Annotated in this window: 16 protein-coding genes; 10 read left to right on the top strand and 6 right to left on the bottom strand. The window is 72.3% G+C overall.

Features of this window, described 5'->3' with window-relative positions; translation table 11 throughout:
- A partial coding sequence (locus CA984_RS28495; RefSeq protein WP_242676226.1) for a thiamine pyrophosphate-binding protein occupies positions 1–479 on the bottom strand: 479 nt, incomplete at its 3' end.
- Entirely contained in the window at positions 476–1,249 is a 774-nt protein-coding gene (locus CA984_RS28500; protein ID WP_086576608.1) for a cyclase family protein, read from the bottom strand. The genes CA984_RS28500 and CA984_RS28495, both read right to left, overlap by 4 nt.
- A 189-nt stretch (positions 1,250–1,438) precedes the next feature.
- Between CA984_RS28500 and CA984_RS28505 the strand changes: the two genes are divergently transcribed.
- From CA984_RS28505 to CA984_RS28525, 5 genes are all read left to right on the top strand, one after another.
- The gene (locus CA984_RS28505; protein ID WP_165781453.1) at positions 1,439–7,861 is read left to right on the top strand and encodes a HEAT repeat domain-containing protein; all 6,423 of its coding nucleotides are present in this window, start codon (positions 1,439–1,441) and stop codon (positions 7,859–7,861) included.
- Positions 7,862–8,089: 228 nt separating this feature from the next.
- On the top strand, positions 8,090–8,455 hold the full coding sequence (locus CA984_RS28510; RefSeq protein ID WP_086576617.1) for an RNHCP domain-containing protein: 366 nt from the start codon (positions 8,090–8,092) through the stop codon (positions 8,453–8,455).
- 145 nt (positions 8,456–8,600) lie between these two features.
- Positions 8,601–9,593 carry a dihydroxyacetone kinase subunit DhaK gene (dhaK, locus tag CA984_RS28515; RefSeq protein WP_086576610.1) on the top strand — a complete coding sequence of 331 codons (993 nt, stop codon included), beginning with the start codon at positions 8,601–8,603 and terminating at the stop codon, positions 9,591–9,593.
- Between the two features lies 1 nt (position 9,594).
- Entirely contained in the window at positions 9,595–10,236 is a 642-nt protein-coding gene (gene dhaL / locus CA984_RS28520) for a dihydroxyacetone kinase subunit DhaL (protein WP_086576611.1), read from the top strand.
- A gap of 106 nt (positions 10,237–10,342) precedes the next feature.
- Positions 10,343–10,714 carry a PTS-dependent dihydroxyacetone kinase phosphotransferase subunit DhaM gene (locus CA984_RS28525; RefSeq protein WP_031159813.1) on the top strand — a complete coding sequence of 124 codons (372 nt, stop codon included), beginning with the start codon at positions 10,343–10,345 and terminating at the stop codon, positions 10,712–10,714.
- A gap of 153 nt (positions 10,715–10,867) precedes the next feature.
- On the opposite strand, the gene CA984_RS28530 is transcribed toward CA984_RS28525, so the two are convergent.
- On the bottom strand, positions 10,868–12,106 hold the full coding sequence (locus tag CA984_RS28530) for a GNAT family N-acetyltransferase (RefSeq protein ID WP_086576612.1): 1,239 nt from the start codon (positions 12,104–12,106) through the stop codon (positions 10,868–10,870).
- Positions 12,107–12,318: 212 nt separating this feature from the next.
- Between CA984_RS28530 and CA984_RS28535 the strand changes: the two genes are divergently transcribed.
- Positions 12,319–13,065, top strand: a complete 747-nt coding sequence (locus tag CA984_RS28535; protein WP_133061798.1) for a neutral zinc metallopeptidase — start codon at positions 12,319–12,321, stop codon at positions 13,063–13,065.
- Positions 13,066–13,234: 169 nt separating this feature from the next.
- Here the strand turns inward: CA984_RS28535 and CA984_RS49070 are convergent, their stop codons facing one another.
- The gene (locus CA984_RS49070) at positions 13,235–13,489 is read right to left on the bottom strand and encodes a Smr/MutS family protein (RefSeq protein ID WP_012889737.1); all 255 of its coding nucleotides are present in this window, start codon (positions 13,487–13,489) and stop codon (positions 13,235–13,237) included.
- Positions 13,490–14,171: 682 nt separating this feature from the next.
- On the opposite strand from CA984_RS49070, the gene CA984_RS28550 reads away from it, so the two are divergent.
- Positions 14,172–17,471 (top strand): S8 family serine peptidase, encoded by a 3,300-nt coding sequence (locus tag CA984_RS28550; protein WP_086576614.1) that lies wholly within the window; start codon positions 14,172–14,174, stop codon positions 17,469–17,471.
- 162 nt (positions 17,472–17,633) lie between these two features.
- Here the strand turns inward: CA984_RS28550 and CA984_RS28555 are convergent, their stop codons facing one another.
- Both CA984_RS28555 and CA984_RS28560 read right to left on the bottom strand, forming a co-directional pair.
- Complete coding sequence (locus CA984_RS28555; RefSeq protein WP_086576618.1) at positions 17,634–18,062, bottom strand: CBS domain-containing protein; 429 nt, start codon at positions 18,060–18,062, stop codon at positions 17,634–17,636.
- 94 nt (positions 18,063–18,156) lie between these two features.
- Positions 18,157–19,356 (bottom strand): PucR family transcriptional regulator, encoded by a 1,200-nt coding sequence (locus tag CA984_RS28560; RefSeq protein WP_086576615.1) that lies wholly within the window; start codon positions 19,354–19,356, stop codon positions 18,157–18,159.
- A gap of 183 nt (positions 19,357–19,539) precedes the next feature.
- Here CA984_RS28560 and CA984_RS28565 point away from each other — a divergent pair, with 183 nt between their 5' ends.
- The 3 genes from CA984_RS28565 to CA984_RS28575 all read left to right on the top strand — a co-directional run.
- Positions 19,540–20,364, top strand: a complete 825-nt coding sequence (locus CA984_RS28565) for an ABC transporter ATP-binding protein (RefSeq protein WP_207621072.1) — start codon at positions 19,540–19,542, stop codon at positions 20,362–20,364.
- Between the two features lie 23 nt (positions 20,365–20,387).
- Positions 20,388–21,185 (top strand): ABC transporter ATP-binding protein, encoded by a 798-nt coding sequence (locus CA984_RS28570; protein ID WP_086576616.1) that lies wholly within the window; start codon positions 20,388–20,390, stop codon positions 21,183–21,185.
- Positions 21,182–21,745 (top strand): branched-chain amino acid ABC transporter permease (locus CA984_RS28575; protein ID WP_133061799.1); only part of this gene is annotated, 564 nt, incomplete at its 3' end. The genes CA984_RS28570 and CA984_RS28575, both read left to right, overlap by 4 nt.

A 21,745-nucleotide genomic window follows, 5' to 3' on the forward strand; every position in this document is an offset into this window, starting at 1 on the left:
GGCCGGCCCTGGACCTCCAGCGGGAGGTTCAGCAGGACCGTACGCCGCCCGTCGCGGGCCAGGTGGAACGCCTGGGCCGTCTGCGCGGCGGCGGTCTCGGCGGAGGTGATCCGCAGGGGGACGGCGCCGACCGCCGTGGCGAGAGCGGCCTGGTCGACGAAGAAGTTGGACCGGGGCTCGGTCACCTCGGCGGCCAGCACGATGAGCGGCGTGCGGCTCTTGGCGGCCTCGGTGATGCCGGTCATCGCATTGGTGAGCCCCGGCCCCTGGTGGACGCTGAGCACGCCGACCCGGCCGCCGGTGCGCGCGTAGGCGTCGGCCATGGTCGCCGCGCCGCCCTCGTGGCGCGCGGCGACGAACCGCACGCCGTGCTCGATCAACGCGTTGGTCACGTGGAAGTTGCCGCTGCCGACCACACCGAAGGCGGTGTCCACGCCGAGCGAGGCGAGGACGCGGCCCACGGCCCCGGCGACGTTCACCTCTCGACCAGGGCCAGCACGCGCACCGGGCTGCCCGAACCGCCGACGATGGGCAGCGGCGGCGCGACGACCACGGCGCCCGTGACCGGGAGCCGGTCGAGGTTGCGGAGCTGGGTCAGCCCGTACTTGCCCGCGCCGAGCAGGAAGGAGTGGCACGGGAAGGCAGGCTCGAAGCCGTGCGCGGCACCCGCGTCGGTGCCCACCGTCTCCACGCCGAGTCCGGCGATCGGGGTCTCCTCGGCCAGCCACCTGGCGCACTCCACCGAGACGCCGGGGGTGTGCGGGCCGGCCTCGTCGGCGTTGAGGAAGCGCTCCTGGTCGTGGGAGCGGGCGTCCCAGCCGGTGCGGTAGAGCAGCCAGCCGCCGTCGGGCAGCGGCCCGTTGGCCTCCTGCCAGACCTTGACGTGCTCGATCTCCAGCAGGAAGTCGGGGTCCCCGCCCGCCTCGGCGGACAGGTCGAGCACCACGGCCGGGGCGATCAGCCGGTCCACCGGCACCTGGGAGACGTCCTCGCCGTCCCGGCCGGTGACCCAGTGGACCGGCGCGTCGAAGTGCGTGCCGGTGTGCTCGCCGGTCGAGATGTCGTTCCAGTACCAGGCGGGCCCGCGGTCGTCGTAGCGGCTGATCTCCTTCAGCGTGAACGGGACGGTGTTCCCGAACGGCTCGGGCAGTCGCAGGATCGGCGTCTCCGACGACAGCGGCGCGGTCAGGTCGATCACCTCGACCCCGCCGTTCCGGATGCTCTCCACCAGGTTCCGCAACACCGACATGACGCCTCCAGCATCGGAAGAAGACCTGGCCAGATCCTCCTACACCTCCGTGACCCCCGTCATCTCCGCTCCCCGGCGGGGCCGTACCGCGGAGACGGCATTCCCGTCGTCGAAAACGTTTGTTTACCAGAAATGGCTCGTCATATAGATACGCATGATCTGGGCTTGGTAAGAGGTATTTTGTGGGGTGTGCCGAGCGTCTTCATCAGCCATACATCGGACATGGCGGAGTATCCGACCACAGGATCGTTCGTGCAGTCGGCCATCGACGCCGTGGCGCGGGCGGGCCTGGTGCCGGTGGACATGCGGTACTTCCCCGCCCAGGAGACCACACCGGCCGACTATTGTCGCGATCGTGTTCAAAAGTGCGATTTATACCTTGGAATAATAGGGTTCCGCTACGGATCTCCGGTGCCCGGCGCCAATGTCTCCTACACCGAGCTGGAGTTCCTCGCCGCGTCCGACCGGGGAATCCCGAGACTGCTGTTCCTCCTCGACGAGGAAGCCCCCGTTCCCCCGCGGCTCGTCGACCCGGACCGCTCGTCGGTCGAGGCGTTCCGGGCCCGCCTGCTCACCTCCGACATCATGGTCAGCCGGTTCGACTCGGCCGACGACCTCAGCGGCCGGGTCCTGCACGCCCTCGTCGAATGCCTCGGGCGGCAGACCTCCCCCGCCACGGGGACGGAGGCCCTCGACGCCGGAGAGGAGTCGTTCGCGATGGCGCGGGCGGCCTACCTCACGAGGATGGAGCAGCGCTACCGGCGGCTCGACCTGGAGGTGCTGACCCCGGCGGAGCAGGACGCCCATCTGCCCGTCCTCCTCCGGTCGATGTTCGTCCCGCAGAGCGTCAGAGCGGACCCGCCGCCCGTGGAGCTGTCCAAGGAACTGTGGCGGCGGCTGCTGAGCGCCGAGGAGATCTCGGAGAAGGATCTTCCCGAGGGGTTCGACCTCGACAGGATCGCGCAGGCGCGCACCACGTACGACAGGACTCCCCGGCGCGCGGTGCTGGACGTCCTGGGCGAGCCCGGCAACCGGCTGGTCGCGCTGCTCGGCGATCCCGGCGCCGGCAAGTCGACGCTGGCGCGGTATCTGGTCCTGGGCCTGGTGGGTGACGGGACGGAGGAGGCCGTGGCCGGGCTGAGGGGATGGCTGCCCCTGCTCGTGGAGCTGCGCTCCTACGCCGATCTCCGGTCACGGTGCGAGACCTTCCTGGAGTACCTGGAGCACCTGCACCGGACCGAGGGGACCGGCATCCCCGCGCGGCTCCTGGACCGCTACCTCCGCGAGGACGGGCGGGCACTGGTCGTCTTCGACGGACTGGACGAGCTGTTCGATCCCAAGGTGCGAGAGACGGTGACCAGGCAGATCGCCGGATTCGCCACGCGGTACCCGAAGGCGCGGATCCTGGTCACCAGCCGGGTCATCGGATACCGGCGGGCCGAGCTGCACGACGCCGGATTCCGGCACTACACGCTCCAGGATCTGGACACCGCCCAGATCGAGGAGTTCACCGAGCGCTGGTACGAGCTGGCGATGCGCGACCGGAAGGACGAGGCGCGCCATCTGCGGGACCGGCTGATGCGCGCGATGACCGATTCCCCGTCCATCCGGGAGCTGGCGGGCAACCCCCTGCTGCTGACCATCCTCGCGATCATCGGGCGCCGCCAGGAGCTTCCACGCGAGCGGCGGACGGTGTATGTCCACGCGGCGTCCGTGCTGGTCGAGCACTGGGACGTCAACAGGCATCTGGAGGACGCGCGCATACCGGCCGGTTACATCGACGCCGAGGACAAGAAGGAGCTGCTGCGCCGGGTGGCCTGGCGGATGCAGAGCGGCAGGTCGGGGCTGGCCGGCAACCACATCCGGGGCGAGGACCTCCTGGAGGAGTTCGTCGACTATCTGGGCACCCGCTACCAGCTCGATCCCCGCGAGGCGAAGACCATCGCGCGCGGCATGCTGGACCAGTTCAGGGAGCGCAACTTCATCCTCAGCCTGTACGGCGGGGGCGTCTACGGATTCGTGCACCGGGCCTTCCTGGAGTTCTTCTGCGCGGACGAGATCGTGCGGCGGTTCCAGAACAAGCGCCAGTGGAGTCCCGCCCAGCTCGTCTCGGAGATGTTCGGCCGCCACTGGCCCGATCCGGCGTGGCGGGAGGTCCTCCTGCTGGTGGCCGGGATGATCGACGAGCGGTTCACCGGCGAGATCGTCGACTATCTCGTCCGCGAGGCGAACCCGCTGTGGCCGTTCGCGACCGGCGAGGACCCACCCCACCACCTGGTCCTCGCGGCCGAGTGCATCGCCGAGACCCGCAACCTGGGGGCGATGGAACGGCAGGGCGCGGCGGTCGTCGAGAAGATCATCACCTGGCTGGAGCACTCGGAGGGCACCTACGTCTTCGATGTCGACGGCTTCCTCGCCGGCAAGATGATCCCCCTCCTGAGAGGGGCCCGGCCACGATGGCCGGGGCGTGACCGCTACCTCGGCTGGTTCCTCGGCCGGGAGAGAGTGATCATGTCGTCCGGCGGCACGGAGATGGCGACCATGATCGTGGCGGCGCTGTTCCCGGACGACGACGGCCTCCGGGAGCATTTCCGCCGGCAGGCCGTCGGCGAGATCAACGTGAGCATGCGCGACGGGGCGGTGCGGGCTCTGGCGCAGGGGTGGCGGGATCACCCCGACACCCTGCCCCTCCTGCGTGAAAGCGCCCTCACCGACCCGGACGGGGATGTGCGGACGACGGCGCTCCATGCCGTCGCCGGCAACTGGCGGGATCATCCCGAGGCCCTGGTGACTTTACGCGCGTGCGCCACCGGCGACGTGCAGGGGCAGGTCCGCTCAGCCGCTCTCCGGGCGATCGCCGCAGGCTGGCGCGACCATCCCGGCACCCTGCCCCTCCTGCGTGAAAGCGCCCTCACCGATCCGCGCGGTGACGTTCGGGCCGATGCCATCCGGGTGCTCGCCGGCAGCTGGGGGGATCGCCCGGATCTTCTGGCGCCCCTCTACGAGGGCGCCCTCGCCGACCCGCATCGAGAGGTCCGCCGGACAGCGCTCGACGCCCTCGCCGCGGGCCGGCGGGATCACCCCGGCATCCTGCCCCTCCTGTACGGGCACGCGCGCACCGACCCGGACGGGGACATACGGGAAACAGCGGTGGAGGCCCTCGCCGCAGGCTGGCGGAACCACCCCGACACCCTCCCCCTCCTGCGCGAACGCATCCTCACCGACCCCGACTGGGACGTACGGAAGACCACGCTCCAAGCCCTCGCCGCAGGCTGGCGCGACCACCCCGACACCCTCCCCCTCCTGCGCGAACGCATCCTCACCGACCCCGACTGGAGAGTCAGCCAGACAACCGTCCAGGCCCTCGCCGCGGGCTGGCGCGACCACCCCGGAACCCTGCCTTTCCTCCGCGAGCGCGCTCTCCGGGCCCCACACCCCCTGACGCGGAAAGCCGCGCTCGAAACCCTCGCCGTGGGCTGGCGCGACCACCCCGGAACCCTGCCGCTTCTCCACGGGCAGGCGCGCACCGACCCGGATGACGGTGTACGGGCAAGCGCGCTCCAGGCCCTCGCCGCGGGCTGGCGGGACCACCCCGACACCCTGCCCCTCCTGCGCCGTCAGGTACGCACCGACCCGGACTGGGACGTACGGAAGACCACGCTCCAGGCCCTCGCCGCGGGCTGGCGCGACCACCCCGACTCCCCGGACTGGCTGCGCGACCGCGCCCTCGCCGACCCGGACGAGGACGTGCGGACCATCGCGCTCCAGGCCCTCGCCGTAAGCCGGCGCGACCACCCCGGCACCCTGGCCCTCCTGCGCGAACGCGCTCTCGCCGACCCCCACCGCGGGGTGAGGAGCAGGGCGCTCCAGGCCGTCGCCGCGGGCTGGCGCGACCACCCCGGAACCCTGGACTGGCTGCGCGACCGCGCCCTGAAGGATCCGGACGGCGACGTGCGGGCGAACGTACTCGAAACCGTCGCCGCGGGCTGGCGCGACCACCCCGGAACCCTGGACTGGCTGCGCGACCGCGCCCTGAAGGATCCGGACGGCGACGTGCGGGCAAGCGCGCTCCGGGCCGTCGCCGCGGGCCGTCGCGACCACCCCGGCACCCTGGACTGGCTGCGGCGGCAGGCGCTGCACGGCTTCGGCCCGGTACGCCCCGCAGCGTTGGACACGCTCGCTGGGATGTACCGCGACCGTCCGGAGATCCTGCGATGGCTTCGCGAGCTGGCGGGCACCGGCGACGACGCGACGTCCAGGGCGGCGCTGGCGGCCCTGGCCACCGCCCGGCCCGACGATCCCGTCACCCGGGCGCTGCTGCGCGAGCGCATGGTGGCGGGCGACCACTGGAAGACCCGCCAGATCGCCCTGCAGAGGCTGGAGGACCTTCCCACCTTCGCAATCGTGCGACAGGCCATGACGGACGGTCACCGGGAGGTCCGCCGCACCGCCCTCCAGCAGCTCGACTCGTTCTGGTTACGCGCCCCCGAGGTCCTTCCGCTGCTGCGCGAGCGCGCGACGGCGGACGGCCACTGGGAGGTCCGCCGCACCGCCCTCCAGAGACTCATCTTCTGGCACCGCAGCCAGGACTCCTTGGAACTGCTGCGCGAGCGCGCGACGGCGGACGCCCACTGGCAGATACGCCGCACCGCCCTCCAGAGACTCGGCAGCGGGGGAATCGGCGCGGACGACCTGGAACTGCTGCGCGAGCGCGCGACGGCGGACGCCCACTGGCAGATACGCGGCACCGCCCTCCGGATACTCGGCGCGGACGACCTGGAGCTGCTGCGCGAGCGCGCGACGGCGGACGGCCACTGGCAGGTGCGCGGCACCGCCCTCCAGCAGGTCGCCACGGCATACCCGGGCGATCCCGAGATCCTCGCGTGGCTCCGCGATCGCCTCCTCCTCGAAGGTGATGAGGACGTCCGGGTGGCGGCCGTCGAAGCGGTGGCCGAGAGCCGGGCCCATGATCCCGCGACGCCGCCCTGGACCCGCGAGATCGCCGTCACGGACGGCCACTGGAAGGTACGCAGGGCCGCGGTCGAGATCGTGGGACTGCTCTGGCCGGACGAGCCGGCCACGCTGCCCTGGCTCCGGCGGCGCGCCCTGGCGGACCCCGACGAGGACGTCCGCGGCATGGCCGTCGAACGGGTCGCCCTGGGCTGGCCGGACCGGCCCGGCGTCTCCTCGTGGGTGCGCGGTCGCGCGATGACCGATGACCACGGACAGGTCCGCGCGGCGGGCGTGGAACTCGCCGCACGCACCTGGCCGGGGGATCCGGCGACCCTCCCCTGGCTGCGGGAGGTGAGTTCACGGGACGAGCACTGGAAGGTACGGCGGGCGGCGGTCGAGGCGATGGCGCGGATCGGGCCGGACGGGCCGGACACCGTGTCGTGGCTGCGGAGCCGGGCCGAGACCGACCGTCACCGGGAGGTGCGTGGCGCGGCCGTCCGGGAGGTGGCCCGGATCGCCGCCGCCGACGACGCCACCCTGTCCTGGCTGTACGGCAGGATCTCCGGCGACCCGGACCCCGAGGTCCGCGCCGCCGCCGTGGACGCGGCCGTGCGCCACTGGCGGGACCACGACGGCATGTGCTCCCGGGTGCTCGCCTGGATCGCCGGAGACGGCCCGGAGGAGGTGCGGGCCGCGGCGATCACCGTGCTCGGCTGGGGCTGGCCCGACGGGCCCGGCACGCCGGCCCGGCTCCATGAGCACGCGAGAGCCGACCGGCACTGGATGGGCCGGCGGGCGGCCGTGCGGGCGCTGGCCGAGGGCCGGCCGGACGACGACCGGGCACGTGCCGCCGTGGAGGCGAGCGCGGCCGGGGACCCGCACTGGCAGGTGCGGCTGGCCGCGCTGACGGCGCTGACAAGCACCTGGCCCGAGGAGCCCGGCACCTTTCTCCTCCTCCGCGGGCGGGTGCGCTCCGACGGGCACTGGCGGGTGCGCCGGGCGATGCTGGAGACCATCGCCGCCGACGGGGCCGACGACGCGGCCACGGTCCCGCTGCTGCGCGAGCGGGCCGTACGCGACGAGCACGCCCAGGTCCGGCTGGCGGCCGTCCGCGCTCTCGCCCGGGGCTGGTGCGACGATGCCGCCACCCTGGATCTCCTGCGCGACCGGGCCACCGCCGACGGTCACTGGAGAGTCCGTGAGGGGGCCGTGGAGGAGATCACCAAGGTCGCCGGCGGAACACCGGAGACGATCTCCTGGCTGAGGGAGCGGAGCGCGCGCGATCCCAGCACGGCCGTGGCCCGCGCCGCCGTACTGGGAGCCGGCACGTGGTGGCGGGCGGATCCGGTCGGCACGGCGGCCCGGCTCCGGGAGCGCGCCGCCGGCGACCCGCGCTGGGCCGTCCGGGCGGAGGCCGTCCAGGAGATCGTGAGGGTCTCCGCGCCGGCCGACTCCGCCACACTGGCGTGGCTGCGGGAGCGCGCGACCGCAGACGGCGCCTGGCAGGTCCGGGCGGCCGCGCTCTGGGCCGTCGGCTTCCTGGCGCCCGAGGACCCGCTCACCCCCGGCTGGCTGGAGACCCTCGCCCGGAACGACCCTCACCGGGGGGTCCGCAAGGAGGCCGCATCCGCGCTCCGGCATCTGCGGACCACTCCTTGATGCCGCCGGAGCCGCGGCACGGACACGTGCCGATCATCCGACGGGGTCCGGGAGGAAAACCCGTTGATATCCCTCTCGTCCTCCGTTTCACTCGGATACATCGCGACGAGCTTTCGAAAGGGGGGATTTTGATGCCCGCGGGCACCGAAACGGCCTTCGCGCGCCCACGACGTGGCGTGACGGAGGCACCGGTGACCTGTGCCCATCATCATCCCTGAGGAAGTCTCCATGTCCCGCGTTCCATCCCGCGCCCGCGCCCGCATCCGTTCCTTCCGCTGTCTCCACTGCGGCCTCGACGTCCCCGCCGACGCGCCGGGCACGGCGCACCGCAACCACTGCCCGACCTGCCTGTGGAGCAGGCACCTGGACGACACTCCGGGTGACAGGGCAGCGGACTGCGGGTCGTCGATGACCCCGATAGCCGTCCACGTCCGCAACAACGGCGAGTGGGCCCTCGTCCACCACTGCACGGGCTGCGGAGCCCTCGACACCAACCGCATCGCGGGCGACGACAACCCGCTCGCCCTCATGCGGATCGCGGTGGCGCCGCTGGCCCGGCCGCCGTTCCCGCTCGACTGGTTCGCCCGCCTCTGAGCCCGGCCGGCCGGTCGCCGGCCCCGGTCGTGGTGATCGCGCCGCCGCCGTCGAGATCCTCGGCGGCGGCGGCCGCGGCGCGCTCCGGGAAGAGATCGCCCTGATCGCGCTTGCCGCCGTCGCCGAGGGGGAAGGGCTCTGAAATGTGAAGAAGCTCATCAACGGCGTCGACTCGGTCGTCCCGGACGCGCTGCGCGGACTCGCGGCGGCGCACCCCGGGCTGCGGGTGGACGTGGACAACCAGATCGTGATGCGCGCCTCGGGGCCGCGTCCGGGCAAGGTGGGCCTGGTCTCCGGCGGGGGTTCCGGGCACGAGCCGCTGCACGCGGGCTTCGTCGGGTACGGCATGCTCGACGCGGCCTGCCCGGGCGAGATCTTCACCTCTCCGGTGCCCGATCAGATGATCGCGGCGAGCGAGGCGGTGAACGGCGGCGCGGGCGTGCTGCACATCGTGAAGAACTACACGGGTGACGTCCTGAACTTCGAGATGGCCGCCGAGCTCTGCGCCGAGGAGGGCGTGGAGGTGGCGAGCGTGCTGGTCGACGACGACGTGGCCGTACAGGACTCCCTCTACACGGCGGGCCGCCGCGGAACCGGCGCCACGCTCTTCGTGGAGAAGATCGCCGGGGCCATGGCCGAGACCGGCGCGCCGCTGGCGGAGGTCACCCGGGTGGCCGAGGCGGTCGACGCCCGCAGCCGGTCCTTCGGCGTCGCGCTGAGCGCCTGCACCACCCCGGCCGCGGGCAAGCCCACCTTCGACCTGAAGGACACCGAGGTCGAGCTGGGCATCGGCATCCACGGCGAGCCCGGCCGGGCCCGCTCGGCCATGCGCGGCGCCCGCGAGCTGGTCCACACCGCGATGGACGCCATCGACGAGGACATGCCGGTCTCCGGCGACAACCTGGTCATGGTGAACGGCATGGGCGGCACGCCGCTGATCGAGCTCTACGTCGCCTTCGCCGAGGTGAGCGACTACCTGGCGGGCAAGGGCGCGAGAGCGGCGCGGAGCCTGGTCGGCAACTACGTCACCAGCCTCGACATGCAGGGCTTCTCGGTCACGGTCTGCCGGCTGGACGACGAGCTCACCCGGCTGTGGGACGCTCCGGTGGAGACCCCCGGCCTGCGCTGGGGCCGCTGACATGGGCGCCGGCGACCTGGACACCGCCTTCTTCGCCGCGTGGATCGAGGAGATCGCCCGGACCGTCGGGGTCGAGAAGGAGCGGCTGACCCGGCTGGACGCCGCGATCGGCGACGCCGACCACGGGGCCAACCTCGACCGGGGCTTCACCGCGATCACCCAGGCGCTGGCCGGCACCGAGCCCGACACCCCCGGAGCACTGCTGGCCCTGGTGGGGAGCACCCTGATCCGCAAGGTGGGCGGGGCTTCCGGCCCCCTGTACGGCACGGCGTTCCGGGAGGCGGGCAAGTGCCTGGGCGACGCCTCGGAGGTGTCGGCCACGGACCTCGCCGCCGCCCTGCAGGCCGCGCTGGACGGGGTCCAGAGGCTGGGATCGGCCGCCGAGGGCGACAAGACCATGGTGGACGCGCTCGCTCCGGCGGTCCGGGCGATGTCTCGGGCCGCGCAGGAGGGCAAGGAGCCGGGGGAGGCGATCGGCGCGGCCGCGTCGGCGGCCCTCGCCGGAGCGGAGGCCACGGTCCCGATGCAGGCGCGCAAGGGACGGGCCAGCTATCTCGGCCCCCGCAGCGTGGGCCACGAGGATCCCGGGGCCGCGTCGACCGCCCTCGTCCTCGTCGCCCTGCGCACGGTGGTGACGCGATGACGCGCCCCTCCGACCGGGCGCTTCCCCGCCTCTCCGACCGGGCGCTTCCCCACCCCTCCGACCGGGCGCTTCCCCGCCTCTCCACGTCGGCGCGCGGACCCCTCCGATGGTAGGCATCGTCCTCATCTCGCACAGCGGCCCGCTGGCCGCCGAGGTCGCCGTCCTGGCCACGCAGATCGGCGGCACGGGCGTCCCGCTGGCCGCGGCCGGAGGCACCGACGACGGCGGCGTCGGCACCAGCCCCGGCCTGGTGGAGGCGGCGATCGGGGAGGTGGACCGGGGCGACGGGGTGATACTGATCCCCGACCTGGGCAGTTCGGTGCTGACCGCCCGCCTGATGGAGGGGCCGGGCGTGGTGATCGCCGACGTGCCGTTCGTGGAGGGCGCGATCGCGGCCGTCGTCACGGCGGGCACGGGCGCCTCGCTGGAGGCGGTGCTGGCCGCGGCCGAGGAGTCCAGGAACTTCCGCAAGCTGTGACCCGTCCGCCGCCGGGAGGGGCGCCGGCGCCGCGGCCGTGAAGCAGACGGCGCCTCTCCGGGCAGACTCCCGCGCGGGGTCCGCCGCGGGCACGAGGAGCGATCGGTCGCCTGCCGCTGCCGGATCCTGCCGGCCGCCCCCCTGGATCGCCTCTCAGTACGGCAGGTAGTAGCTGAGCACGTCGGCGGTGAGCGGCGGGAAGAGCGCCTGGAACAGCTCCTGCTCTCCGGCGTAGACGTCGGGCCGGATCCGGGTCAGCCCCTCGATCCCGTGCGGGCCGAACAGCAGGGCGGGCAGGTGGTCGGGTGCCACTCCGGCGCCTCCCACGGCTCCGGGCCCCTGCATCGCGCCGCCGGTGACGACCGCGCCGAGGCCGTCGGCGTGGACGGGGATCCGGTAGTGGGCGCCGAAGGTGGAGATGACGACGTCGCGGCCGGCGCGTTCCGCCCCCGCGGCGGTGAGGCGCTGCCAGAGCAGCGGCCTCAGCCGGTCGAGCAGCGCCGCGACGTCCGGGATGCGGATGTAGTACTGCTCCGCCTGCTTGCGCGGTCCGTGGTCGAGGGACTCCTGCCAGGCGGCGGCGGTCACGGTTCCCGCCCGGTGGACGGCGCGTACCCGGCCGCCGGGCACCAGCGCGGCGACGCCGCGCAGCAGTTCCCGCGCAGCCGCGTCGTCGAGCGCGGCGGCCTCGGCCAGGAGCACCTCGTCATCGTCAGGGGGCGCGGTGCGTCCGGTGGCGACGACGGTGTCGCCGCGCTCGACGACCCAGAGGGTGCTCGCCTCGTGCTCCAGCAGCCATCGCCAGCACGCCGCCGAGTGGGGCATGGCCACGTCGAACCGGTTCTGGGTCATGTCCTGAAGGGCCGCCATCGCGGGGATGTCGGAGGGCCGGGCGGCGCGGAGCGCGGGTGTCACCCCGCCGGGCGGCGGGGTGCGCACGGTCGGCGCCGGCGGTATGTCGATGGCGTACTCGTAGCCGAACAGCCGGTAGAAGTACGGGATTCCGATCATCACCTGAATGACGTGACCGCGGGCGGCGGAACGGTCGTGGGCCCACCGCATGAGCGCCCGCACGAGTCCGCGTCCTTCGTATTCGCGGTCGGTGGCGACCAGTTCGACCTGGCCGGCGGGCAGGCGGATGCCGCCGATGCGCACTTCCTCGTCGAGGAGCGTCGCGGTGGAGACGACCCGGTCCCCGTCGACGACCACAGCGCTGGCGGGCCAGCCGGCCTCGGGATCCGCGACGACCAGCCGATGGTCGAGGGCGTCGGCCGCGTCGCCGCGTTCGGCGAGGAGTGTGCCGATCTGGTCGAGGTCCGCGGGCTGTGCCTGCCTCAGGACGAGGCCGCCGGCCAGCGGGAGGGGCGCGGAGGAGGAAGGGGTGGCGGTCACGGCGGGACTATTCCATCGTCCGGGCCGCCTCGTCCATCGGATTTCCGCGGAGTTGCGGGAGGGGGGCACGTGCGCCCTCTCCCGCAGGGTCGCCGGTGACGGTGGCGGAGCCGGCGCTCACGGGACGGCCCCGCAGTACGCCCACCGGGAGCAGGGCGGGAGCCGGACAATGAGACGCCTCGCGCATTGCGCCGCCCTTATGATCATTTCTCATGATGATTCGCGCCTTGGCCACCACTGCAGGGGTTTTCGCCCTGTTATTCGCCGGTACGGCCACCGCATCCGCCGGCCCCATCGTCGGGGTCGCCGAGCTGACCCACAACCCGCTCTACAAGCAGGGCCGTCTCCCCGCGATCTCCTGCAAGGCGACCAAGGGCACCACCAAGGCCTCCACGACGAGATACCTCAACAAGGTCGTCGGCTGCCTGAACTCCGCCTGGCGCAAGAGCATCAAGGACTTCGTCCCGGTCGGGGTGGATGTCAAAACCAAGGTCGAGAAGGGCGTGTGCCTCACCGGCCTGCAGGTGTCCGGCTCCTTCGCCACTACCTGCTACGGCTCCATCCAGGTGCAGCTCGGCCCCGACTGGATCGAGGCCAAGTCCGACCAGGCCGTTCTCGTCGAGGTCACGCGCGCGTACGCCGGAGCCGTCCAGGCACAGACGGGCATCAGCGAGGCCTGGTGGGCGCTGCCGGCCGGAGACGAGGAGGACGGCGGCGAGGAGCAGATGCACCGCTTCTACCTGCAGGCCGACTGCCTGGGCGGGGTGTCCATGAAGATCCTGGGGCGCTCGGCCAAGAACTGGAAACCCCTCCTCACCGCCGAGACGCCGAAGGAATACGGCAGATTCAACTGGTACGGCAAACCCGCCAACCGCCTTCACTGGTTCGAGCAGGGCTACAGGTCGCAAGGCCCGGGCGCGTGCAACACCTGGAAGGCTCCCTCCCCGAAGGTCGCCTGACCCCTGCCGGCCCGTCTCGGGGGACGGGCGCGAACAGGGTCACCACCGGTCTCCCCTGCCCGTTAACAGGCGGGTCAGAGGCGTTCCACGGGAGGGCGGTGAGGGTAGCGCCCTGCCCTCGCAGAGCGGACCCGGCGGCCTGACGGCGGCCGCCGGTGGGCTCACCGGCCTACTTGTAGCGGAAGTACACGAACAGCCGGCCGTGGTTCTTGGCGTCCTTGTCGATGCGGTGGTAGAGGGCCTTGATCTCCTTCTGCTCCAGGAAGCGCAGGACCTTCTTCTTGAGCTGGCCCGAGCCCTTGCCCGGGATGATCTCGACCTCGGTGGCCTTCTTCCTGATGGCCTCGTCGATGATGCCCCGCAGCGCTTTGTCGATCTCACCGCCCCGGTTGAAGATCGGGTGCAGATCCAGCTTGAGCTTCAACCGGGCCTCCCACAGGTCGCGTCGGACCAGTTTACGCGCACCGGCTCGTCGCGTTCCGTTCCCAAATGTATGGGGGCTGATGAGCCACGGGCCGGATCGCTCGATGAGACCGGGGCTCGCCTCCGCCGCGCCGGTGGCCGGCAGCGGCTGGGCGGCCCCACACGACAGCACGACGTACCGGCGACGGCCCTCCCGCTTCACGCCGACGGTCTTCCCCCGGCCCGTGACGGGGCGGTGCCGGTGGACGCGCACGTGCCCGATGCCTTCCGTCCGCGCGTAGGACGCCGAGGGGTGCTCGGGCCGGGAGTCCCATCGGCAGCCGTCGCCGTCCTCGGGCCACTCTGCGGTGTCGAACCGGTCCCGGCCCCCTCCTCGCGAACCTGATGGGCCGCTGGGCTGACCGAGTAATTAAATTTGACCAATTAATCCGTTGATTGTGGCAATTCCACGATCTAGGCAAATAAATGATCTCTAGTTAGGCTCCCTGTCATGATCGGCCGCCTTTACGGGTGGCCGTTCTCTCGTCACCCAACGGGGAGGGTCGAGTCCTCCTCAGCCATGCCCTGATCCAGGCATGCCCGGGTGGCCTGACACCTCCTTCCGGCGTGACGTGGTCATGCGTCCCTACAGGGAGGTCTCGTTGCCCAGGAAGTCCCACTTATCACGGACCAGGCGCGTGGCGATGCTCGCCGTCGCCGCCGGACTCGTCGCGGCGATGGCGCCGCCGGCGAGCGCTGATCCGACCCCCACCCCGAACGCCAAGAAGTGGACGGCGACCCCGCTGACCGGCGGCGAACCGGTCCAGGGCGCCAAGTCCGCGACCGGCAAGCTCGCCCAGAGCGACCAGGCGCTGCTGAAGTCCACCTCGGGCGACACGGTCAGCGTGATGGTCAAACTCGACTACGACTCCTACGCCGCCTATCAGGGTGGGCTTGACGGACTTCCCGCCACCAGCCCCGCCAAGACCGGCAAGGCTCTCGATATCAAAAGCGCCGACGCCAAGAAATACGAAAAGCACATCGAGGAGGTGGAGAACACCTTCCTCGCCGGGCTGGCCAAGAGCGTGCCCGGCGCCAAGGCCGGGCAGAAGCTGCGCACCGTCTACGGCGGCATGGCGCTGCGGATCCCCGCCAACAAGGCGGCCGAGCTGCTGAAGCTGCCCGGGGTGGCGGCCGTCCAGGAGGACAGGCCCGAGCAGCTCCTGACCGACTCCAGCGCCTCCTTCATCGGGGCCCCCACGATCTACAACAAGCTGGGCGGCAGCGCCTCGTCCGGCAAGGGCGTCGTCGTCGGCATCCTGGACTCCGGCGCCTGGCCGGAGCACCCCCAGTTCGCCGACCCCGGCACGCTGCCCGCCGCGCCCCCGACCAAGGACGGCACCCCGCGCGTCTGCAACTTCGGCGACAACCCGCTGACCCCGGCGGCCGACCCGTTCGCCTGCAACAAGAAGCTGATCGGCGGCGCGCYGTTCCTCGACACCTACAACGCGCTGTTCCCCGGCGAGGTCTACCCCGACAGCGCCCGCGACTCCAACGGCCACGGCACCCACACCGCGACCACCTCGGCCGGCGGCCCGGTGGCCGACGCCAACCCGCTCGGCATCAGCCGCGGCCCGATCCACGGCATCGCCCCGGCGGCGCACGTGTCGATCTACAAGGTCTGCGGCGTGGAGGGCTGCTTCCCCTCCGACTCCGCGCAGGCGGTGGGCCGGGCGATCCTCGACGGCGTCCGCGTGATCAACTTCTCGATCTCCGGCGGCAACTCCCCCTACAGCGACCCGGTGGAGCTGGCCTTCCTCGACGCCTACGCGGCGGGCGTGCTCGTGTCGACCTCGGCGGGCAACGCCGGTCCGGGTGCGGCGACCGCCAACCACCTCAGCCCGTGGGTGACCACCGTGGCGGCCTCCACGCAGACCAGGACGTTCCAGTCCACGATCACGCTGGCCGGTTCCGGCGGCGCGACGGCCACGGTCAAGGGCGCCTCCATCACGGCAGGGGTGAACTCACCGCTGCCGGTGGTGCTCGCCTCGGCTCCGCCGTACTCCAACGCGCTCTGCACCTCCCCCGCCCCGGCGGGCCTGTTCACCGGCAAGATCGTCGCCTGTGAGCGCGGCCCCAACCGGGTGCTCAAGAGCTACAACGTGCTCCAGGGCGGCGCGGCCGGAATGATCCTCTACAACACCACGCCGCTCGACGTGATGACCGACAACCACTGGATCCCGACGGTCCACATCGACAAGCCGGAGAGCGACGCGCTGCTGGCCTTCCTGTCCGCCAACCCGGGTGCGACCGGCAAGTTCACCCAGGGCGCCAAGGCCACCTGGCAGGGCGACGCGATCACCACGTTCTCCTCCCGCGGGCCGGGCGGGGACTTCCTCAAGCCGGACGTCACCGCTCCCGGCCTGCACATCCTGGCCGGGACCACGCCGGCGCTGGAAGGTCCGGCGGGCGGGCCGCAGGGCAACCTGTACCAGGTCATCGCGGGCACCTCGATGTCGTCGCCGCACGTCGCCGGCGCCTCGGCCCTGCTGTTCGCGCTGCACCCCGACTGGACCCCGGGCCAGGTCAAGTCCGCGCTGGAGACGACGGCCAAGACCTCGGTCACCAAGCAGGACCGCGTCACTCCCGCCGACCCGTTCGACTTCGGCGGCGGGCGCATCGACCTGACCAAGGCCGGCGACCCCGGCCTGACGCTGAACGAGACCGCGGAGAACTTCGCCGCCTCCGCCAACGACGAGCTCAACCGCATCGACCTCAACCTGCCGTCGGTGAACGCCCCGACCATGCCGGGCCTCATCACCGCCAAGCGGACGTTCACCAACGTCACCGACAAGACGCTCACCTACACCACCTCGGGCACGACCGTGAGCGGGGCCGACATCACGGTGCTGCCGCCCCGGTTCAGCGTCAAGCCCGGCAAGACCGCCAAGATCACGGTGGTGGTCACCGCGCCGGAGCTGCCCGAGGGGCAGTACTTCGGCCAGGTGAACCTCAAGCAGTCGGGCGGCAGCCGCGACCTGCACCTGCCGGTGGCGTTCTTCCGCAAGGAGGGCGCCGTCCCGGTCGAGCAGACCTGCGTGCCGGACACCATCGCCCGCAACACCGGCGAGTCCACCTGCACGGTGAGCGTGCAGAACACCACCCTTGAGGACGCCGAGGTGACGGCGGTCAGCACGCTGGACAGCAAGCTGCGGCTGAACTCCGTGACCGGCGCCACCAAGGTCGGCACCCAGATCGCGACGGCGAAGACCACCCTGACGGCCAGGCAGCCGGACAGCCCGAGCATCGCCCCCGGCACCGGGCCCGCTCCCTACCTGCCGCTCGACGCCTTCGGCATCACGCCGACGCCGATCGGCGACGAGCAGGCGCTGAACTTCACCGTCCCGGCGTTCACCTACGCGGGCAAGTCCTACAACCGGATCGGTGTCGTCGCCAACGGCTACACCGTCGCGGGAGGCACGGCGGGCTCGAGCGACATCTCGGCCACCCCGCAGTCGCTGCCCAACCCGGCCACCCCGAACAACGTGCTCGCCCCCTACTGGACCGACCTGGACGGCACCGGCGCGCCGGGCGTCTACGTCGGAACGCTGACCGACGGCGTGAGTGACTGGCTCGTCGTCGAATGGCGCCTCAACGTCTACGGCACCACGGACGTCAAGGTGTTCCAGCAGTGGATCGGGCTGAACGGGACCGAGGACATCACCTACACCTACGACCCGGACAACCTGCCCGGCGACACCCCGGCGGGCTACGGCCTGACCGTCGGCGCCGAGAACGACGAGGGTACGGCCGGCGGCCAGATCACCGGCCCGCCGACCCAGGACCTGCGGGTGACCAGCACGCCCGGCGCCCCCGGCGGCACCCTGACCTACACGATGAAGGTCAAGGGAGTCAGCGCGGGCAGCGGGTCGGTGACGACGGGCACGTCGACACCGCAGGTGAAGGGCATCACGATCGAGGTCGACAAGATAACCGTGCAGTAGGAACCCGTGGGGCCCGGCGCCGGTGCGCGCCGGGCCCCACCCGGGTCCTGCCATGGTCCGCCCGGGTCCTGCCATGGTCTGCCCCGGTCCGCCTGGTCGGGACCCGGGACCCGGGACCCGCGCGGAGCGGGACCGGAGCCCGCGGGCCCGCCGGGGCTGGGCTCAGCGGTGCAGGTAGTCGACCAGGTAGGCCTTCTCGGTCTCCAGCGACTCGATGGCGCTCTTGACGACGTCGCCGATGCTCACGATCCCGGCCAGCCGGTCGTCGGCCACGACCGGGACGTGCCGGATGCGGTGCGTGGTCATGGTCTGCCGCAGGTCGTCGACGTTGGCGGTGGGCGGGCAGGTGCGGACGTCGGTCGTCATGATGGACGACACCGGGGCGGTCAGCACGTCCGCTCCCCGGTCGTTCAGCCGTCGCACCACGTCGCGCTCGGAGACGATGCCCGCGATCGACGAGCCGTCCTCGGAGACCACCACGGCGCCGATGTTGTGCTCGGCCAGAAGCTCCAGGAGCTCGGTCACCGTCGCCTCGGGGCGGACGGTCGTCACATCCGCTCCCTTGCCTTGCAGAATCGTACCGATCAGCATCGACACCACCTCGGTTCAACCTGGCTGGGGTATCCCTAACCATTGCCCCATCGACACCCTGTCTAAGCACGGACCGGGGTAAACAGCGTCGCTGTCAGGTCACGGGCAGTAGCCGTACCGCGTCGAGGGCCAGGGCGAGTTCCACGATGTCCAGCGGGCGGGCCAGGGAGCGCCCGGTGAGCTGCTCGATGCGGCGGATCCGGTTGAAGACCGTGTTGCGGTGGCAGTAGAGCTGCCCGGCGGCGCGCATCGCGGAGCCCTCGCAGCGCAGCCAGGCCTCCAGGGTGCCGAGCAGCACCTCCCGGTCGGCCGGGTCCAGGGCGAGGATGGGCCGGAGCACAGCACCGCTGAGGTGGCCGGCGAGTTCGGGCTGGCTCACCACCAGCGCCGCGGGCAGCCGGTCCTCCAGCCGGGCGATCTCCGGCCCCTCCCCCACGCAGGTCCGCAGGGCGAGTTCGGCGAGCCTGCGCGCCCGGCCCAGCTCGGCCAGCCCCTCGACCACCGGGCTGATCCCGGCACAGCCGGTGACGTGCGGGCGCAGGTCGCGGGTCAGGTCCTCCATCCCCGCCTCGTGGAGCAGGACGACCGAGACCTCGTAGTCGGGGCGCATCCGCCACAGCAGCCGCATCACGCCCAGGCCCGTCGGGCGGACGGCGTCGTCCCGGTGGTCGTGGCGGCCCGGCAGCCGGGTGATGACGACCGCGTATCGGCCGAGTTCGGGCAGGTCCAGCGCCGCGGCCGCGCTGCGGACCAGCGCGGCGTCGGCACGGTCCTCCAGGAGGGCGTCGAGCAGGGCCTGGACCCGCTCGGCGGTGCGGCCGAACATCTCGGCCTCCCGGCTGCGGTAGGCCTCGGCGGCCGCGACGGCCTGCCGGTCGACGGCGTGCCAGACCTTGGTGGCGCTGCGGATCAGCACCGGCAGGCTGTCGGGCTCCTCCTCGGCGACGACGCCGACCAGCCCGTCCCACATCACCTGGGCGGAGATCCGGTAGCTGCGCAGCAACGAGTCCATCGGCAGGCCCTGCTCGGCGCGGCGGCGCGCGGTCAGCTCCGCCTGCTGCAGGTCGCGCCGCTCGGCGAGAGGCAGGAGGATGGCGCCGATGCCGACCCGCATGGCGTCGTACACGCTCTGCCAGTGGTCGTCGGTGGGCACCATCCGGCGGTAGGCCTCGTCGGTGTCACGTGTTCTGGTCACCAGTTCGTCGGTGAGCTCGGGGAGACGCTGCAACAGCCGGGCGGCGGCCATGCGCATGATCCTGCGCACCTCGTCGTCGGCGGTCGTCCGGATCCCCATCGGGCAATGGTGTCAGCCGCACACGAAGCCGAACAAGGTTCTGTTCTGTTTCGTGACCCCGTGCTGTGCTGACGCACAACCGGCACCGGCTCCCCGTGGGCGCCGGTCCCGACTTCACCCCGGCCTCTGGACGCCGGTGAACCACCCGGGTTGGGTGCGTTCATCGGTTGTCAGGAGGCACACATGGACGTCCACGCCCCTCCACCGCCCGAAGATCCCGGGCTGGTCGTCAGGGATCTGGCGGTGAACTACGGCCCGGTGACGGCCCTGCGCGGGATCTCGCTGAGCGTCCCGCGCGGCTCGATCGTCGCGGTGCTCGGCGGCAACGGCGCGGGGAAGTCCACCCTGCTGCGCGCCGTCTCGGGCACGCTCAGGTTCCACCGGGGCGGGATCACGGCGGGCGAGATCGTTTTCGGCCGGACGCGGCTGTCCGGCGCGGCCGCCTCCGCCGTGGTCGCCCGCGGCGTCGTCCAGGTGCCCGAGGGACGCCGGGTGTTCGCCCGGATGACCGTGGAGGAGAACCTGCGGGCCGGCTCGCTGGGCGCCCGTGACCGCCGGGCCGCGGCCGGGGCCAGGGAGCGCGTGCACACCCTCTTCCCGGTGCTCGCCGAGCGCGCCCGGCAGCGCGCGGGCCTGCTGTCGGGCGGCGAGCAGCAGATGCTCGCCATCGGCCGCGCGCTGATGGCCCGGCCGGCGATGCTCCTGCTCGACGAGCCCACGCTCGGCCTGGCGCCGATGATGGCGGCGCGGATCGCCGAGACGGTCCGCGAGATCAACGCGCAGGGGACGACGGTGCTGCTGGTGGAGCAGAACGCCGCCATGGCCCTCTCGCTGGCCTCCCGGGCGTACGTGCTGGAGGTCGGCGAGGTGGCGCTGTCCGGCCCCGCCGCCGACCTCGCCCGGAGCGACGAGGTTCGCCGGCGCTACCTGGGGATCGAGGACGACCGGGCGGTCTCCCCGGCCGGTGCGTCCGCCGGGCGCCCGGCCCTGGCGAGGTGGTCGGCGTGAGCGACACATACCAACCAGACGGTATGGCCGACTCCCCGCCCCGGCTCGAAGTCCGGGACGTCACCGTGCGCTTCGCCGGGCTCACCGCGCTCGACGCGATCGGCTTCACCGTCGAGCCCGGCAGCGTCCACGCGGTCATCGGCCCCAACGGCGCGGGCAAGTCGACCTGCTTCAACGTGCTGTCGGGGGTCTACCGGGCCACCGCGGGCAGCGTGCGGTTCGGCGAGGCGGAGCTGACCGCCCTGGCTCCGCACCGCATCGCCGCCCTGGGCGTGGCGCGCACCTTCCAGAACATCGCCCTGTCGCCCCGCCTGTCGGTGCGCGACAACCTGATGCTGGGCCGGCACCGGCTGACCCGCGCCGGATTCGTCGCGGCCGGCCTGCGGCTGCCGTCCGCGCGGCGGGAGGCCCGGGTGCACGGCGAGCGGGTGAACGAGATCGCCGCCTTCGTCGGGCTCGCCGGACGGCTGGCCACGCCCGTCGGGCTCCTGCCGTACGGCGTGCAGAAACGGGTCGAGCTGGCCCGGGCCCTGTGCATGGAGCCCCGCCTGCTCCTGCTCGACGAGCCGGTGGCCGGCATGAACGGCGGCGAGCGCCGCGAGATGGCCGAGCTGGTCCTCGCCGTCCAGAAGAGCCTCGGCATCTCGATCCTGCTGGTCGAGCACGACATGGGGATGGTCATGCGGCTCGCCGACACGGTGACGGTCCTGGACTTCGGCCGGCGGATCGCCGGCGGGCCTCCCGCCGAGGTCCAGGACGATCCCGAGGTCATCCGCGCCTACCTGGGCGCGGCGGGCGGGAGCGGGGAGGCCGCTCCGTGACGACCTTCCTGGAGCTTCTGGCGAACGGGATCTCCGTCGGCGCGGTGTACGCGCTGATCGCCCTGGGGTTCGTCATCATCTTCAAGGCGACCGAGGTGGTCAACTTCGCCCACGCCTCGCTGCTGCTGGCCGGCGGTTTCGTCGTCGCGAGGCTGCACTCCTCGATCGGCTTCTGGGCCGCCCTGCTGCTCGGCGTCGCCGGCGCGGCCGCCGTGGGCGTCCTGATCGAGTTCCTGATCATCCGCCGGGCGAACGTCTCCTCCCACAGCGTCCTGGCGATCGTGACGATCGGCGTCGACATCGTGCTGACCACCGAGCTCACCCGGCGGATCGGCACCGAGGTGCTCGCCCTGGGCGACCCGTGGCGCGACCAGGTGGTGCACCTGGGGGCCGTCGGCATCGCCCAGACCCGTGTCGTGGCGCTGGCCGTCGCGGCGGTCCTCATCACCGCGTTCCTGCTGGCGTTCAAGCACACCGGCTGGGGCGTCGCCATGCGCGCCACCGCCGAGGACCCCGAGACCGCCGCGCTGATGGGCGTGCGGCGGGGGCGGGTGTCGATG

Origin of the sequence: Streptosporangium minutum, assembly GCF_002149035.1 — a bacterium.
In the GTDB taxonomy this organism is placed as follows: domain Bacteria; phylum Actinomycetota; class Actinomycetes; order Streptosporangiales; family Streptosporangiaceae; genus Streptosporangium; species Streptosporangium minutum.